This window comes from Mycobacterium szulgai (genome assembly GCF_002116635.1).
GTDB classification, from domain to species: Bacteria; Actinomycetota; Actinomycetes; order Mycobacteriales; family Mycobacteriaceae; genus Mycobacterium; species Mycobacterium szulgai.
Map to the genome: position 1 here is coordinate 1 of NZ_LQPW01000158.1, position 16,695 is coordinate 16,695.

The window sequence follows — 16,695 nt, forward strand, 5'->3', positions numbered from 1 at the left end:
ACCCAGGCCGGCCCCGCCACCACCCCCGGACGGCGGTCCCGGCCTGGGTGGATCAACGACGTCGCTCGCTGAGTGGGTAACCGGGCCTGACAGCCCGAACAAGACCCTGGACCGCTTCGGCATCTCGGGCACCGACCTCGGAATCCTTTGGGACAACGGCGATCCCGCCAACCATCAGGCGCTGATGATCTTCGGCGATACCTTCGGCTATTGCGCCGTCAACGAACATCAATGGCGGTACAACGTGCTGTTCCGCAGCCAGGACCGCGATCTCGGTGACGGAATCAACGTCACACCCGGCGATCCCGCCAATAGATACTCCGGCTCACCAATGCGGCAAGCGGGCTTCGCCAAACAGCTGATCAGCAGCATCAAGTGGGCGCCGAAAGAGGACGGCATCATCCCAACCGCCGCTGTCTCGGTCGGCAAGACCCAATACGTGAACTTCATGTCCATCAGGGATTGGGGCCGCGACGGCGAATGGACGACGAACTACTCGGGCATCGCAGTGTCCAACGACAACGGCCAGAACTGGGGGGTCTATCCCAACACAATCCGCGCGTCCGGACCGGACAGCGGCAGAGCCAGATTCGTTGAGGGCAACGAGAATTTCCAGATGGGGGCGTTCCTCAAATCCAGCGATGGCTACCTCTACTCGTTCGGCACCCCACCCGGGCGCGGCGGTTCGGCGTTTCTGGCGCGGGTGCCTCAACGGTTCGTGCCGGACCTCACCAAATATGAGTACTGGAACGGAGATTCGAATTCCTGGGTCCCGAACAAGCCCTCGGCGGCCACCCCGGTCATCCCGGGCCCGGTGGGCGAAATGTCGGCCCAGTACAACACTTATCTCAAGCAATACCTGGTGATGTACACCAACGGAGCCAACGACGTGGTGGGCAGAACAGCGCCGTCGCCACAAGGACCGTGGAGCCCCGAGACGATGCTGGTGTCGTCCTGGCAGATGCCCGGCGGCATCTACGCGCCGATGATGCACCCCTGGTCAACGGGTAAGGACGTGTACTTCAACCTGTCGCTGTGGTCGGCGTACAACGTGATGCTGATGCACACCGTGTTGCCGTAGCGGGTGCTATGTGCGGCGCGGGTCGACGCCGGATCGGGCCCACGCGTCGGCTGCCCAGGGTGTGTAGATCAGCCGCAGGGGAAGGCGGCTGATCAACGGATTGAGCGCGCGCATCACCGCGGCAAAGCGTTGAAATCGCTTTTCCCGCTTGGCATTCCAGGGAAGGTCGCATACTTCGCGCATTTGCGGCGGCAAGGTGCCCACCACGACCAGGCGGGCGTAGGCGTTCAGCGGCCCGGACAGGATGCGCCAGATCTGTCCCGGCATCCGGCGGGGACCCGGTATCCCCTTGCGCAGATATCCGGTGCCGTACAGCACGGTTTTGTGCGGGACGAACCGGTCGAGCATGCCGTCCCAGTAGGCGACGAACTCGTCGTAGGTCTGCGGCTGGCCGCGGTCGCTGACGCCGTAGAGGCCGTACCAGACCTTGCTCTCGTTGAATATCTGCTCCTTCTCGGCGCGCGACAGCCGCCGGATGAACATGTCGGTGTTGTAGATCACCTGATCGACGAATGTGGCGTGTGCCCAATAGAACAACTCTGGGTTTAAGGCGTGGTACCTGGACCCGTCGCCGATGGTGCCCTTGATCGGCTTGTGGAAATCGCGGACCGTGCGGCCCCATTTGTACGGGTCGTCGGAGTAGATGGTCTTCATCAGCGGTGGCGCGGTGCGCTTGGCCCTGCCCAAGGTGTCGCTGAAGATCACCGAGTGATCGAACACGCCCTGGGCGAGTTGTTCGATGCAGTTCTCGGTGCCGGCCACCCGCTGGAAGCCGAACAGCTGAGTGCGGTTGTCGCCGTAGAACTTCCAGATCAGTGAGCCGGGACCGAGCCGTGCGACGTCCGCATCGGCACGGTCATCGAGCGGCATCGGCACCGCCTCGCGAACGCCGCTGTCGAAACTCAGTTCAGCCGTCACCGCGAACTCCCCACACGGTTGTGAAACAGTGAAACAAAAGCGTATCTTTGTTCCAGCCTAGCAGGTTGCATCCGATTGCCGTGGGGGTCGTTGATTGATGCCAGACCAAGGCCCGGACGGCAATCTCGACGAAAACATCCTGGACACCGCCCGCGCGATCTTCGAAACCTACGGCGTGCGCCGGGCCAACATCGAAGACGTCGCCGCACGCGCCGGTGTCAGCCGCAGCACCATCTACCGCCGCTTTCCCACCAAGGACGAGCTGTTCGCACAGGTCGTGCGGCGCGAGGGTGAACGGTTCTTCGCCACCCTGGACCAGGCCACTAAGAACCGCTCGGCACAGGAGGCGGTCATCGAGGCGTTCGCCCTCGGCGTGCGCCTGATCCAGGATTCGCCGCTGTATTCGCGCATCGCCGAAAGCGAGCCCGAACTCTTCGGCCTGTTCTCCAGCTCGCACGTATTCCCGATTACCCAATTCGCCGACGGCATCGCCCACACCCTGCGCCGCTGCGGCGCCGAGGTCGCCGACGCCGATCTCGCCAATGTCGCCGACATCCTGCTGCGCGTCGCCGTCGGCATCATCATGTTCCCCACCGACCGCCTCGACACCTCTGATCAGGCGGCGGTGCGGGCATATGCCGCGAGGTATCTGGTTCCGATCATTAGCCTGTAACCGTGGCGCAGGCCCCGAGAACTCGCTACGCCAGGTGCGGTGACGCCGAACAAAGCCTGGATATCGCCTACCAGGTTCTCGGCGAGGGTCCCATCGATCTGCTTGTCGTGCCCGGCCCGTCAATTCCGGTGGACACGATCGACGCCGAGCCGTCGATGTACCGCTTTCACCGGCGGCTGGCGTCCTTCAGCCGGTTGATCCGGTTCGACCATCGCGGCGTCGGTTTGTCGTCCCGGGTTCCTTCCCTCGACCTGCTCGGGCCGCGGTCCTGGGCCGAGGATGCGATCGCGGTGATGGATGCCGCGGGCTGTGAGCGGGCGGCTTTGCTCGGGTCCGGCTTCACCGCGACGACGGCTCTGGTTATCGCCGCCGAATATCCCGAGCGGGTGAGCAGCGTGGTGATCGTCAACGGCTCGGCGCGAACCCTGTGGGCGCCCGACTATGACATCGGAACCCAGCCGGATATCGCCGATCCCTTCATCAACATCGGGACCGAGCCGGACGCCGTCGAACGGGGCTTCGACGTGCTCGGCGTTCTGGCGCCCAGCGTCGTCGATGACGACGCTTTCCGCTCGTGGTGGGATCTGGCCGGCAACCGCGCCGCCTCGCCCAGCATGGCTCGCGCCTTCATCAATGCCGTGCGCAACTGTGACGCGCGCGACTGCCTGGACCGGATCACCGCGCCGACGTTGATCCTGCATCGCAACGACACCCGGTTCGTCCCGTTCACGCACGGTCGCTATCTCGCCGAACACATCGCCGGAGCGCGTTTCGTCGAGCTGGCCGGGGCCGACGCGCTGTACTGGGTCGGCGACAGCGCGGCGATGCTCGACGAGATCGAGGAGTTCATCACCGGCGTCCGGGGCGGCAGCGAGGCCGAGCGGGTGCTGACCACGATCATGTTCACCGACATCGTCGGCTCGACTGCGCGCGCGGCCGCCCTCGGGGACGAACGCTGGCGCGACCTGCTCGATAACCACGACAACCTGGTCCGACACGAGATCCAGCGCTTCGGCGGCCGTGAGGTCAACACCGCCGGTGACGGCTTCGTCATGACGTTCACCAGCCCCAGCGCTGCCATCGCGTGTGCCGACGCCATCGTCGACGCGGTTCACGTACTCGGCATCGAGGTCCGGGTGGGCATTCATGCCGGCGAGGTCGAGATACGCGGTGCCTTCAAGAGCGACGTTGCGGGTATGGCCGTGCACATCGGTGCGCGGGTCTCGGCGCTGGCCGGACCCAGCGAGGTGCTGGTGTCCGCCACGGTGCGCGACATCGTCACCGGCTCGCGCCACTGTTTCGCCGAACGTGGCGAGCATGAACTCAAGGGCGTGCCCGGCCGGTGGCGCGTATATGCGCTGAGCAGAGCAGATGCGGCCGGCGATCGGGCCGAGCTGCGCCGGTACCCTGGCGGTACCGAATAAGCCCGACCTGAGGAGAGCCGTGACGGCGCCGCTTGTAGAGGACTCCCACCTCGCCTCGGCGCGCCGCGTCCAGCTGGAAGTTTCGGGCATGTCCTGCGCGGCCTGCGCCAGCCGCGTCGAAACCAGGCTGAACAAGGTTCCGGGCGTACGCGCATCGGTCAACTTCGCCACCCGGGTGGCGACCATCGACGCCGTCGACATCGACGTCGACCGACTGTGCGACGTGGTGGAGAAAGCCGGATATCAGGCGGCCCCGCGCACGGCCGCAGACGCTCGGGAGGCCAAGGATCCCGACGCCGCGCACGCTCGCAGCCTGCTGCGTCGGCTCCTGGTCGCGGCGGTGTTGTTCGTGCCGCTGGCGGATCTGTCCACGATGTTCGCCATCGTGCCCAGCGCCAGATTCGCCGGCTGGGGCTATGTGCTGACCGCGCTGGCCGCCCCGATCGTGACCTGGGCCGCCTGGCCGTTCCACTCCGTCGCGCTGCGTAACGCGCGCCACCGCACCGCGTCCATGGAGACGCTGATCTCGGTGGGCATCGTGGCGGCCACCATCTGGTCGCTGTCGACGGTGTTGGTTCCTCGACAGCCGCGGCAAACCAACGGCATCTGGCAGGCGATCCTGCACAGCGACTCGATCTACCTCGAGGTAGCCGCCGGGGTCACCGTCTTCGTGCTCGCCGGCCGCTACTTCGAGGCCCGCGCCAAGTCCAAGGCCGGGGGCGCGCTGCGGGCCCTGGCTGCGCTGGGCGCCAAGGACGTCACCGTGCTGCTGCCCGATGGGGCCGAACTGGTGATCCCGGCCGGCGAACTCAAGAAGCAACAGCGCTTCGTGACGCGGCCGGGCGAGACCATCGCCGCCGACGGCATCGTCGTGGACGGCGCCGCGGCTATCGACATGAGCGCGATGACCGGCGAGGCCAAACCGGTGCGGGTCGGCCCGGATGCTGCCGTGGTGGGTGGCACCGTCGCGCTGGACGGCAGGCTGGTCATCGAGGCGACCGCGGTCGGCGCCGATACCCAATTCGCCGCGATGGTCCGGCTCGTCGAGGAGGCGCAGGCACAAAAGGCCCGCGCACAGCGGCTCGCCGACCGCATCTCCGCCGTCTTCGTGCCGGTGGTCTTCGCCATCGCGCTGGCCGCTGGGGCGGCCTGGCTGATCAGCGGGGCCGGCGCGGATCGCGCGTTCTCGGTGACACTCGGGGTGCTGGTGATCGCCTGCCCCTGTGCGCTCGGGCTGGCCACCCCGACGGCCATGATGGTCGCCTCCGGGCGGGGCGCGCAGCTTGGCATCTTCATCAAGGGCTACCGGGCGCTGGAGACGATCCGCGGCATCGACACCGTGGTGTTCGACAAGACGGGAACGCTGACGGTCGGGCAACTGACGGTGACCAACGTGACGGTGATCAGCGGATGGGATTCGCAGCGGGCCCTTGCATTGGCTTCCGCTGTCGAAGCGGCCTCCGAGCATGCGGTGGCGACGGCGATCGTTGCCGCTTCCGCGGACCCGGCTCCGGTGACCGAGTTCGTTGCGGTCGCCGGCCGGGGTGTCTCAGGAGTCGTGGAGGGTCACCGCGTCGAGGTCGGCAAGCCATCCTGGATCACCCGAGACCGGGCGGGCGAGGCGATACTGGAATCCGCCCGGCGCGACGGCGAATCCCGTGGCGAGACGGTGGTTTTGGCGTCGGTCGACGGTATCGCCTGCGCCGCCGTCGCGATCGCCGACACGGTCAAGGCTTCGGCGGCGGACGCCGTCGCCGCATTGCGCGCCCGCGGGCTGCGCACCATTCTGCTCACCGGCGACAACCAGGCCGCCGCCGATGCGGTTGCAGCGCAGGTCGGCATCGACACCGCCATCGCCGATGTGCTCCCGGAAGGCAAAGTCGAAGTGATTCAACGACTTCGCGCCGAGGGTCGAACCGTCGCCATGGTCGGCGACGGGATCAACGACGGGCCCGCGTTGGCCGGGGCGGATCTCGGTTTGGCGATCGGGCGTGGCACCGACGTCGCGATCGGCGCGGCCGACATCATCTTGGTGCGAGACGATCTGCACATCGTCCCGCAGGCCCTGGACTTGGCCCGCGCCACCATGCTGACGATCCGGATGAACATGGTCTGGGCGTTCGGCTACAACATCGCGGCAATACCCATTGCCGCCGCGGGGCTGCTCAACCCACTGATCGCCGGGGCCGCGATGGCGTTCTCGTCGTTCTTCGTGGTGTCAAACAGCCTGCGGCTGCGCAACTTTGCTTCTCACTAAGATGCGACGAAGGATGTGACGATGCCCGAACAGAGTTTCTCCGTCGACGGGCTGCGCTGCGGCGGCTGCGTAGAGACCATTACCAACGCGCTACTTGCGCTGCAACCGGTCAGCGCCGTCGACATCGACCTGGACACCAATGGCACTTCCACAGTGCGAATTTCGACCGATACCGAGCTGACGCGCGATCAGGTTCAGGCAGCCCTTAGCGGTGACGGCAACTTCTCGGTAGTGGGTTAGCGGCGCATCCGCGACAACTCGCGAAGCATCGCGTTGTACGCCTCCAAGTCATCATCGGCGTAGTCGCTGTCGGCGTGCCGGTCCTCGCGCGATGCGACTCGGCGATCCTGGCGCGCCCACTGCGTCACCAGCGCCACGATGACGATAACCACCGGCAATTCCGTTAGCGTCCAAGCGATTCCGCCGCCCAGATGCTGATCGGCGATGATGCTGCCCAGCCAGGGCAGGTTCACCGACCGGTAGAAGGTACCGCCTACCGGTGTGGACATCGTCATCAGCGCCACACCGAAGAACGCGTGGAACGGCATCACCGCGAACAGCAGACCGATCCGGCCGGGATAAGGCAGTCGTCGTGGTCCCGGATCGATGCCGATGATGGCCCAGTAGAAGAGGTATCCGACCAATAGGAAGTGAATGGCCATGAACTCGTGGCCCCAGTGATAGCGGACCAGGGTATCGAAAATCGGTGTGAAGTAGACGATGTACGGCGAGCCAACGAAGAGAACGAACGCAACGATCGGGTGTGAGAAGAACGCAGTCACCCGGGAATGCAGCAGCCAGGTCAGCCACTCCCTGGGACCGGGTGGCTGTCCTTCACCGGCGGCGGGCAATGCCCGCAGCGCCAGCGTGACCGGTCCACCGAGAACCAGCAAGACCGGGATGAACATGTTCAGCGTCATGTGTTCGGCCATGTGCACGCTGAACATCGCCGACCCGTAGCCACGCACACCCGAACTGCTGGTGAATACCAGTGCGGCGCAACCGATCAGCCACGACAGCAGGCGCCCGGCCGGCCACGAGTTGCCGGCCCGCCGCAGCCGGACGAAGCCCACCAGATAGACGAGCGCGAGAACCAGGCCGGCAGTTCCGATCAGACCGTCATAGCGCCAAACCGTAAGCACCGTAATGACGGTCGGCGGTTGCGGTAGTTGATAGCCCAGGAAGACATCCCAGGCCGTGAACTGGTGGGTGATCAGTCGCGGCGCGGTGGTAACGGCCATACCCGAGAGCGCCGCCCCGGCGGTCATCATCGCCAGCGCCGCGACGACAGCTGGAACAGAGCGCGCCGAACGGCCGAACATCCGCCAGCAGTCGGACAGCCACACCAGTGCCACCGCAACGCCCGCGGCAATGCCGAGGCGAGCGAAATCCGAACCGAGATCCCAGCCGGGGATCAATAGATAGAGCAGCGCCGTCCCGTACACCAGCGCCACTGCCCCACTGACAAGCTGCGTGACCTGCACGGCGCGGTTGGGCGTCGCCCCGGCCAAGGCGGCGGTGATCTTCAGCCCGGTCAACATGGCCAACGCGATCGCGAAGACGATGGCGGCGCTGGTCGCGTAGTCATGGTCGGGCCCCTGGCCGGGGTTGCCGGTCACCACCGTGGCGACGACGGCGACCGCGGTGGGGACCAGTAGCACGCAGTGACCAAGCCAACGCGTGCTGAACCGCATCGTCACCGTGACCAGCAGCGCACCGAGGGCTACCAGACACCACGCCGGGGCGGTCTCGGATGCACTGATGGCGTCGGGCAATGCGCCGCTGGACACCAGCCGCCCCGGCGACACCCCGCAGTCGTGCGATGCCTGAATCACCACCATCGCCAGGGCGACGACCAGCCACGCCGGCGAAACCCGCTCTAGCACAAGGTGAATGCGAAAGGCCGCAGGATCGATCAGGCCGTCTTGCTGTGGCCGTGCCGTCATGACCACGTAGCACAACGCGCCAAGAATGATTGCGCCCAGCAGGGAGCCGACGAAGTACCCCACCGGTTCGGCGATGCCGACGAAGGCGCCGGGGTAGGGATTGCCGGCCTCGGCGTAGCGGCCTGGTCCCGACACCAGGCCGTAGCCGGCAAGCGCCGCCGTGATGGCCAGAAAACCAACCAGTAGGCCAACCCGCGCCGCGATCGAGGGTCCGGCGACGTGCGCAGCCGGGGACGCGTCCTCGGCCGGCCGGTCATTCTTCACCCCTGCAGCTTACGGCCGTGCAGCGTCGGTCACCGAACGCATAGTCTTGGTGACCGCTCTATTCGGCACGGTATCCGAACCGCGAAAGCAGGCCCACCACGTGATCGCTGACCTAGCGCTTCGTTGGCTGGTCACCGGCCTGTCCCTGCTCAGTGGCACCGGATTCCTGGTGCTCATCGACCGCCGCTCGTGGATTTCGGTGCTGAGCCACGGTTGGCATGTCGCGATGGCAGTCGCGATGGCGGTGATGGCCTGGCCGCAGGGACTTCAACTGCCCGTGCAGCTGCCTGAGGCCTTTTTCCTGGTCGGTGGGCTCTGGTTTGTCATGACGGCTGTGGTTGCCGCACGGCGGCTGGCCCAGCGACTGTTGTGCGGATACGGCGCGGCGACGATGTTCGCGATGACTTGGATGTATGCCGTGCACGGCCAGCTGGGGCCCGGCCACGTCAGCGTCCCCGAGCAGCACCACGGACATCACCACATGGTGCCGGGCGAGGAAATGACCGCGACAGACGTGCACGCCGCCGGGGATTGGCCGAGCTGGATCGACGCCGGCAACGGGATCTGGACGGCCGTCTTCGTGTGCGCCGCGCTGGCGTGGGGCTACTGGTTCGTCACGCAACGCGGTGCCCGGCGGCGCCGGCGCGTCTGGCGCCTGTCGCTGGGAACTGCGGTTCAGGCGATGATGGCCGCCGCGATGGCGATCATGTTCGGCACGACGCTGCTACAGGGCTGAGGCCGTGGGTTAAGAGCGCCCGCAACGACACTGGAGTCGCGACGAGCTCACCGACAACTACGACGCCGAGGTCGATGGCGGGGTATTGCGCCAAATGCTCGGCGTAAGAGCGCGGCCCCAGCATCCTGCCCAAGCTGGCCCACGCATCCACCACGGACCACCGGCGCGGGTTGCGCTTTGCCCAATCGCTTTGATCCAGCAGGCATTTCCACTGTGTGACGTCGAGTTCATCCAGCCCGTAGCCACTGAGCAGTTCCGCGTAGGCCAGCACTTCCCCGTGAACTACGGTGATGCCGCGGCCCAGCTCCCCCCGAGCCGTCACCTCCGGCAGCAGGCCCAGGATGGTTGTTGCCGCCGCTCGGCCGGTGGTGACCTCTTCGCTCAATGTCAGCTGCGGGTACGCCCCTATCGAGGTACAGGCATCCAAGACTGAGACCAGAACGTCGGAGGTGTCGCGCAATTGATAGTCCTCGCCGAGCACGCGCGGCAGGCGCACGATGGTGAAATCGACCGGTGAGGCGGCTACGACCAGCTCCGCGAGCGACTTGGCGGCCGCATACGGATACGGCGACTCGCGGGGGTCGGTTACTCGCGGCGCGGTGACATCCGCATTGACGACGAACGACGACAACTGCACCAATCTGGTGCCACGGTCCGCGCATGCCTCGGCGAGGGCCGAGACCAGTGCCACGTTCGCCTGGCGTAGTTCGCGGTAGGGCACAACCACATTGGTGTTGCCGATGCAGTTGACGACGGTTCCGGCGTTCCTTAATAGCGCGTCCAGTTCAGCAGCACCGACATCGGCGGGGAGCGTAACGATCCGGACCCCGTCGGCCGACTGGAGCGCGGTCCACGGACCACATTGCGGGAGTCGGGATCTGGTGGCAAAGACCACATCCGGCAGCAGTACACCTGAATGTTTGAGGTCGAGCACCGCTCGAGCGAATCCAGTCCCGAGAATTCCGGACGCGCCGAGTACAACGATTGCCTGCCCGCCGGCAGTGTTCGGCGCCGCCGGGGCCCGCGGCCGCGACAGTGCCGCAAGGTCACACTCGATCTCGGCCGTTATACCAGACCCCCACTCGCAGAGCAGGTTCGAAGCGGTGTCAGCGCTGATCAGATCCAGAATGGAGAGCTGCCGGCCCAGGTACCGCCGAGTTTCGGGCAGAATTCTGATCAGGTCGAGCGAGCCGATCCCCTCATCGAACAGCGATGATTCCGGCCGGATCGTCCGGCCGAGATGCAGGCTCCACACTTCGGCGAGCCCGGTAGCCATCGCGTCCGTCTCGTCGCCTCGTATCGGGGTTGGAGGACCGAATGCGGTGTGCAGACCGTCGCTGTTCACCTTTCCGTTGGGCTTCCTCGGGATATTCGCAACCGCCACAACGAAGAACGACGACACACCCAGACCCACCAGCCTGCGCCTGATACGCGCGGCCACCGCGTCGTCCTCGGCACCCTCCCGAGTTAGCGGGGTTTCGAACCACACCGCGAGACGGCCTCCGTGCAGCTCGACGGCGACATCGGACACCGCAGGATCCGCTGCGATGCGCCGGGCCACCTCGGCGGTATCGACCCGCTTGCCGGAAACCTTGACGATGGCGTCTTTGCGTCCCGCGAACACCGGAAAACCACTGGCGTCAAACGTCACTCGGTCTGCTGTGGCGAACACACGGCGCCGCGAGCCGTCGCCGGCCGTGATGGTGCCGAAGCCGCCGTCGCTGCCGAGATAGCCCCTGGACACCAGGTTTCCGACGATGACGATCTCACCGAAGACGACGAACACCGTGTTCGCTATCATCGGCCGGCCCAGTCTGAGCCAAGTCTCCGCCGCGCCGGCCACCCGGTCGCCGATGACCGGCAAGTGGGTGGCTACGACGGTGGCCTCAGTCGGGCCGTAGCTGGAAATCAGTACAATCCGGTGCCCGGCAACGGTGTTCCACTTTTCGACCGCGCTGGGGCGGATCGCTTCACCGCCGACGACCACCTGCCGCAGGCCGGAGCGGCAGAGCGCCGAGACGGCATCGGCATCTTCGCACAGCAGGTGCCACACCGCGGTCGGCAGATCGACGACGGTCGCCTGGTTGGCGACGACGTCACGCGCGAGTGCCTGCACGTCTCCCGTTTTGGTGGCCGACGAGCGAATCACGTGCGACCCGCAGAACACGGCGCAGAAGATCTCCTCCACACTGATGTCCGACGTCAGCGGTGCGCATTGCAGGATGGTGTCATTCGGACCCCACCCATAGGCACGGCGGGCCGCGTCGCAGAAGAGGGCTAGCGACCCGTGGCTGATCGGGACGAGTTTGGGTGCTCCGGTCGATCCCGACGTCGGCATGATGTATGCAGTGTTGGCGGCCAGCGAGTTGTCTCGGGCCACTTGGGCGATGCGCGCATCGGCCAGCGCTCGCAGCTCATCGCCGATACTCGCCGGGACCCGGGCGGCAGCGATGTCAACCGTGCAAGTCGAAATACCCTGCGCTTCCAGCGACTCCACTCGATCGGGGATCTCCTCGACGGCGTCACAGACGCTGTAGCCACAACCCGCAAGGTGTGCCGCCAACAGCAGGTCGACGGCCTTGTCGGTGTGGTCGTCCGTGCACACCACGACATCGCCGGGCACCGCGCCAATGCGCACCAACCAGGCGACCCATGGATAGACATGGCGGCGCCGCGCAAGGGTGAGCTGGACGCCGGCTGCCGGATCCAGAAACCAGGCGGGAGCCCGGGGCTGGTCTGCGACTGCCCAATCAGCTTGGCAACGCGCCCCTTCCGGGCCGATGCCGATCCACTCGTCGACGGTCATGGCGATCGGCAGCTGCCACATCGTCGCCATCGCTTCCAGCGCCGCGGCGATCCGATGCGCAACCTGGCGCTGTGTCGTTGTCGCGGGCAGATCCGCCCGATCCCAGATTCCGATGTCGAGGGTGCGCTGGCCTTCGTCCAGAACACACGCCACCGTCATGCCTTCGACCGGACCGATATCCGTCGCAACCGGCATTTGCGCCAGGAACGGCCGAAGCCCCGGCGCGCATGGTTCGCGGATGAAGTTGAGCGTCAACGCCTCCACCGCAGACGTACGATTGATCGCCGAATACATTCGGCGGTAATGCTCTTCACGAAGCCACCGGCGCCGTACCGCTTTGACATAGCCACGGTCAAGCGTTCGAACGACATCGCGCACCGAGGCGAATGCAGGGAACCGGACAGAATGCGCAACCGAATTGACCAGACAGGTCGCGACATTCAGCTCAGGATCGCCGAACCTGTTGTCCACCGCGTGCACCAGCAGGCTGGTGGTGTGCTGCCGGAGGCTGGCGTGCACGGCCACCGCGGCGGTGGCCACCAGCACGTTGAGCGGCACCTGCTCGGCATCGGAGAGCTCGCCGAGTGCGTCAAAAGCTCTGCCGGAGAACCGCACCGACTCACACAGCACGCCCCTGGCCGCTGACCCCGGAACCTCGCTCGGCACGTGGTCGCCGTCGCGCGCCTGGTCGACAAGCTCACGTTGCACCACATCGGTCAGGCGCAGTAGCGAGTCCTGCACCTTCGCCGACTCACGGCGATGCGCCTGCTCCAACTTGACCAGTCCGTCTGCACTACAGGGGCTCTCGGACGCGGTCCCGGCCGCGAGGTGCCGGGCCAGGCCGGCCTCCACGATTCCCGTCGCGCCGCCATCGAGCAGGATGTGATGCGTGTAGACGTCCAAGCCCGACACACGACCGTCCTGGTTGGTTCGTACGACATAGCGCACGAGAGGCTGCGCGAGAATCCCGGCCGACCACCCGCGGGTAAGTTCGTCACGGTCCGTTCGGCAGCGATCGTCTGGTCGCACGCCCACGATGTCGTCGAAGTCCAACGACGGCACCAGATCCGGATAGTCAGTTTCGGCCCCAGCAGCCTGGAGCTCACAAAGGTGTACCGGGTTCTCTAGTATCGTCGCCGCCAGCGCGCTCAAGAATGCCGTGAGCTCCAGTGGGTGCAACCGATAGCTCTTGCCGATCAGATACAGCTCGGGATCACTATCCTGCAGTACGCCACGGTAGATGTTCTGTTGCGACCTACTCAGCGGGATCCGTTGCACGCCAACTCCCGAACCCAGCCCGCGATCGACAGGTCTTCGGCTAGGCGGGACGGCAATTCCGATTCCCGGTCGACGCCGAGCCGCTTCATCAGCAGTACGAACCGAACAGAATCCAGTCCGAGCTCCCTCAGATCGGTCGAGTCACCATCAAAAAGATCCGCTTCGTCGACGTACAACACCTCGCATACAGCGGCGAACACCCTGTCCCGCACTGTTTCAACCAGCAACGGTTGCTCCGTTTATCGCCGCCGCCAATGACACCCGCATGACCTTGCCTGACTGCGTTCGTGGGATTTCGGCGACGAGGACGATTGTCGACGGGCGGGCCATCGACTCCGATTCATTGCGGTAGCGTGCCGCGATCGCCTGCTTGAGCTTGCGCGTCGCTGCCTCGTCCAGCTCTGTTGATGCGACCACGGCCAGACCCACCAGGGCACCGAACTCCGGGTCGGGGATCTCGTAACACGCGGCCTCGCGGACCCCCTTGACACCTTCGGCGATGCGGTCCACCTCATCGGGCGCGATGTTCACGCCACCGGAGATGATCATTTCCGACGATCTGCCCTTGATGTAGAAGAAGCCGTCCTCGCGGCGCTCCAGCAGATCGCCGGTGTTCACCCAGCCGTCAACGAGAACCTCTCGGGAGCGTTCGGGATTGTTCCAGTACCCCAGCATGTTCGCCGGTGACTTTATCCACAAGGTTCCGAAGGCAGCCGGCGGCGGTGCTCCAGGTGCGGTTGGGCCGCCACCCTGGGTGCCGGCCAGATACACTTCGACGCCGGGGTACGGGCGGCCTACCGCACCCGCCTCGATCTTGGTGATCGAGGCGGAGTCGGTCGGTAAACACAGTGCGGTGCAACCCGTTTCGCTCAACCCGTAGACTTGAGCGGTACGAACCCCAGTGGACTCGATGAGTCGCACATCGGCGGCAATGGCCCGCGAACCCCCGTAGCCAACCAGGCGCAGCGTCGGTGGAATCGCGGCGTCGCCGGACTTCAATTCGGAAACCAGCTTCGAAAGCAGCGTCGGCACCAGGCATGTGGTCGCCACCGCGTTCACGCTCAGCAACTCCAGCAGGGACGTCGTGTTCTCACCTCCGGTGATACACAACCCGCCGCGCATCAAACAGGTGAGAATCCACCACAATCCGCCGATGTGCGTCGCCGGCAATGGGGAGTAGGTGGTTTCGCCGTCGACCCAGGTGATCCAGTCCAGTTCCGCGTTGCGAAGAATATCGGGGATGGCGTAGAACGTGCGGTTGGCCAGCAGCACCGCCTTCGGCTCCCCCGTTGTGCCGCTGGTGAAGATCATTGCCAGCGGGTGCTCGGCGCCCAGTTCCGCGGACCACGCCAGCTCGACAGGCGAGCCGGGACCCGCTGTGGCAGCGGTCAAATCGACGGTGAGGGCGGGCAACGACCGTAACCCGTCGGGCAGCGCGGTGGCGCCGATTCTGCTCCCTCGCGTAATGAGAACCGCCGCGGGCCCGGTGATTTCACCGAATCGCGCGATGGTGGCGGCTGGCAGGTTGCCGTCCGCCATGACGGCGATGGCGCCAATCCTCGCGCAGGCCAGCACCGACAGGTATGTCTCTGGGCCGTTGTCCGAGATGACGAGGACCCGTGATCCACGGGAAACCGATCGAGCATGAAGATCGGCAGCCAGCCGCTGCGCTTCAGCGACGAGCCGTCCATACGGTACTGCGCTTGTTCCATCGCAGCGGCGCAACGCGGTTGCTTCGGGCCGTTGCTGCGCCTGGTCGTAGATCCGTTCCCACACGGTCGGCCCAGAGTGCGACATGGTGAAGGGATTCCTCACGGGATGTTCAGGGCCGCTAGTTCGATCTCACCGCACGCGGAGCCGCCGTCCTCGTCCCAGAACTCGATGGCACAGGGGACCAGCAGATAGCGCAACGCCCGCTCGATGACTCGAAAGTCCTTGCACAACAGGCGTGCGGAGAACTTCTGCGCGTTGATCGGCCTGCGGAAGCGCGTCGCCGTGGTCTTGATCAGCATGCTGGGCAGCTGGTAGTCGAAGTAGTCCGCGATCGACCAACCCCGAAGCACCGGAATCTCCTCATTGAGGATAGCCGGGGCAAAAGCGCTGTAGGCAAGCTGGTTGAAGCACAGGATCAGCTCCGCAGCGTTGAAGTGCCCGGTGCTGCGAATGTAGGCGGATTCGGCGATGGTGAAATTTCCATATGCCAGAACCGAATCGGCGGTGGCTCGGTATTGCGCGTCGAGCAGGTAGCGACATCCCTTGTAGGAATAGGGCTCCAGGACCCGGCGAAGTAGTTCCTCGGTGATCGGGGCTGTCTTGGCGGATTCCTGCTGCACCGGCGTCGCGTCGGTCAGGTCGGTGGTGCTCATACCGCGTACCCCGGCGTTTTGAGGCCATCCAGCATGGTGAGGCGATGGGTGGTCAGGGTGCCACTGGCGGTGCCGTGCTTAGCGCGATGCATGAGAACCCTGTTGTCCCACAGAATGATGTCGCCCACTTCGTAGTGCTGGGTGTGGATGAACGGCGACCTGTATTCGGTGTCGAGCTGGCCGGTTGCGGCCATGAGCCCTTGCAGCACTGACGGATCCAGCAGATTGCCGTCTTTGTCCTCGATCGACGTGGTACCCGTCGCACAGATGTAGAGGATTTCCTGCCCGGTCTTGGGATGACGAATCACCGTGGGCCACTTGATCGGTGGTGTGGTCCGGTTGATCTCATCCCACACTTCGCCGATGGGCTTGTACACGTCGCGTGGGCGGATCTTGATGTGGCGGCGCGGATCGTGGGTGCTGAACGTTCCGCGGGCCGGGTCTTGCTGTGCGGCAGGCAGCGACTCCCACACCTTGTTCAGGTCGATGAAGTACGTCCCGCGGTCGGGCCCGGGCACCGCCAGCGGCAACACCATGGAAAACGCGAACGGTTCCGGCATGAACATGTAGTCGATGTGCCAGAACGCGCCGGTCCTCGGCACGCCCTGGCCTTCCTCTGTGGACGAGACGAAGATCTGTGGATATTCCTTGTGGTGGTAGACCGGCTCGTAATAGGTGACGATTTCACCGATGATGTTGCCGAGCTTGATGAATTCCTCCGGCGATGGATGCACGTCTTTGAGAACGACGAGTTTGTGTTCGTAGACGATGTCGCGGATCTCGGCCGTGGTGATGTTGTCCAGGTTCTTGGGATCAATGCCGGTGACTTGCGCCCCGAGCCCCTCGCCTTTCACGTTGAGCGTCCTGAGCGTCATGGACTGTCTTCTCCTCGGTCATTTTCGTGGGAGTACGGCGCACCGACATCGGCGCAGCCTCGGGCACTACG

Annotated in this window: 13 protein-coding genes; 6 read left to right on the plus strand and 7 right to left on the minus strand. The window is 65.3% G+C overall.

The window, feature by feature from the left end; all coding sequences use genetic code 11:
- The coding region (locus AWC27_RS23910; protein ID WP_139837182.1) for a glycoside hydrolase family 183 protein at positions 1–1,081 on the plus strand (1,081 nt) is incomplete at its 5' end.
- 6 nt (positions 1,082–1,087) lie between these two features.
- On the opposite strand, the gene AWC27_RS23915 is transcribed toward AWC27_RS23910, so the two are convergent.
- Entirely contained in the window at positions 1,088–1,951 is an 864-nt protein-coding gene (locus AWC27_RS23915) for an oxygenase MpaB family protein (protein ID WP_085672793.1), read from the minus strand.
- A gap of 145 nt (positions 1,952–2,096) precedes the next feature.
- Between AWC27_RS23915 and AWC27_RS23920 the strand changes: the two genes are divergently transcribed.
- Genes AWC27_RS23920 through AWC27_RS23935 form a run of 4 tightly spaced genes read left to right on the plus strand, consistent with a single transcriptional unit; the run spans position 2,097 to position 6,593 of the window.
- A complete protein-coding gene (locus AWC27_RS23920) occupies positions 2,097–2,672 on the plus strand; it encodes a TetR/AcrR family transcriptional regulator (protein ID WP_085672755.1) in 576 nt (191 codons plus the stop codon).
- 2 nt (positions 2,673–2,674) lie between these two features.
- The gene (locus AWC27_RS23925) at positions 2,675–4,096 is read left to right on the plus strand and encodes an adenylate/guanylate cyclase domain-containing protein (protein WP_085672756.1); all 1,422 of its coding nucleotides are present in this window, start codon (positions 2,675–2,677) and stop codon (positions 4,094–4,096) included.
- A 19-nt stretch (positions 4,097–4,115) separates the two neighbouring features.
- Entirely contained in the window at positions 4,116–6,353 is a 2,238-nt protein-coding gene (locus AWC27_RS23930) for a heavy metal translocating P-type ATPase (RefSeq protein WP_085672794.1), read from the plus strand.
- 21 nt (positions 6,354–6,374) lie between these two features.
- The gene (locus tag AWC27_RS23935) at positions 6,375–6,593 is read left to right on the plus strand and encodes a heavy-metal-associated domain-containing protein (protein WP_085672795.1); all 219 of its coding nucleotides are present in this window, start codon (positions 6,375–6,377) and stop codon (positions 6,591–6,593) included.
- Here AWC27_RS23935 and AWC27_RS23940 read toward each other — a convergent pair.
- Positions 6,590–8,503 carry a cytochrome c oxidase assembly protein gene (locus AWC27_RS23940; protein WP_245847498.1) on the minus strand — a complete coding sequence of 638 codons (1,914 nt, stop codon included), beginning with the start codon at positions 8,501–8,503 and terminating at the stop codon, positions 6,590–6,592. The genes AWC27_RS23935 and AWC27_RS23940 overlap by 4 nt on opposite strands.
- A gap of 109 nt (positions 8,504–8,612) precedes the next feature.
- Between AWC27_RS23940 and AWC27_RS23945 the strand changes: the two genes are divergently transcribed.
- On the plus strand, positions 8,613–9,299 hold the full coding sequence (locus AWC27_RS23945) for a DUF5134 domain-containing protein (RefSeq protein ID WP_169726853.1): 687 nt from the start codon (positions 8,613–8,615) through the stop codon (positions 9,297–9,299).
- Here AWC27_RS23945 and AWC27_RS23950 read toward each other — a convergent pair.
- Genes AWC27_RS23950 through scoE form a run of 5 tightly spaced genes read right to left on the minus strand, consistent with a single transcriptional unit; the run spans position 9,268 to position 16,624 of the window.
- Complete coding sequence (locus AWC27_RS23950) at positions 9,268–13,383, minus strand: AMP-binding protein (protein ID WP_085672758.1); 4,116 nt, start codon at positions 13,381–13,383, stop codon at positions 9,268–9,270. The two genes, AWC27_RS23945 and AWC27_RS23950, sit on opposite strands and share 32 nt — an antisense overlap.
- A complete protein-coding gene (locus AWC27_RS23955) occupies positions 13,365–13,595 on the minus strand; it encodes an acyl carrier protein (protein WP_085672798.1) in 231 nt (76 codons plus the stop codon). The genes AWC27_RS23950 and AWC27_RS23955 overlap by 19 nt, the downstream gene beginning before the upstream one ends.
- A 4-nt stretch (positions 13,596–13,599) precedes the next feature.
- The gene (gene fadD10, locus AWC27_RS23960) at positions 13,600–15,180 is read right to left on the minus strand and encodes a fatty acid--CoA ligase FadD10 (RefSeq protein WP_085672796.1); all 1,581 of its coding nucleotides are present in this window, start codon (positions 15,178–15,180) and stop codon (positions 13,600–13,602) included.
- 14 nt (positions 15,181–15,194) lie between these two features.
- On the minus strand, positions 15,195–15,749 hold the full coding sequence (locus AWC27_RS23965; RefSeq protein ID WP_085672759.1) for an FcoT family thioesterase: 555 nt from the start codon (positions 15,747–15,749) through the stop codon (positions 15,195–15,197).
- Positions 15,746–16,624 (minus strand): (3R)-3-[(carboxymethyl)amino]fatty acid oxygenase/decarboxylase, encoded by an 879-nt coding sequence (scoE, locus tag AWC27_RS23970; protein ID WP_085672760.1) that lies wholly within the window; start codon positions 16,622–16,624, stop codon positions 15,746–15,748. The genes AWC27_RS23965 and scoE overlap by 4 nt, the downstream gene beginning before the upstream one ends.
- Between the last annotated feature and the right edge of the window lie 71 nt (positions 16,625–16,695).

Coding starts and splice junctions, on each gene's coding strand:
- AWC27_RS23915 (WP_085672793.1), bottom strand. CDS start 1,951: ATGCCGCTCGATGACCGTGCCGATGCGGACGTCGCACGGCTCGGTCCC.
- AWC27_RS23920 (WP_085672755.1), top strand. CDS start 2,097: ATGCCAGACCAAGGCCCGGACGGCAATCTCGACGAAAACATCCTGGAC.
- AWC27_RS23935 (WP_085672795.1), top strand. CDS start 6,375: ATGCCCGAACAGAGTTTCTCCGTCGACGGGCTGCGCTGCGGCGGCTGC.
- fadD10 (WP_085672796.1), bottom strand. CDS start 15,180: ATGTCGCACTCTGGGCCGACCGTGTGGGAACGGATCTACGACCAGGCG.
- AWC27_RS23965 (WP_085672759.1), bottom strand. CDS start 15,749: ATGAGCACCACCGACCTGACCGACGCGACGCCGGTGCAGCAGGAATCC.
- scoE (WP_085672760.1), bottom strand. CDS start 16,624: ATGACGCTCAGGACGCTCAACGTGAAAGGCGAGGGGCTCGGGGCGCAA.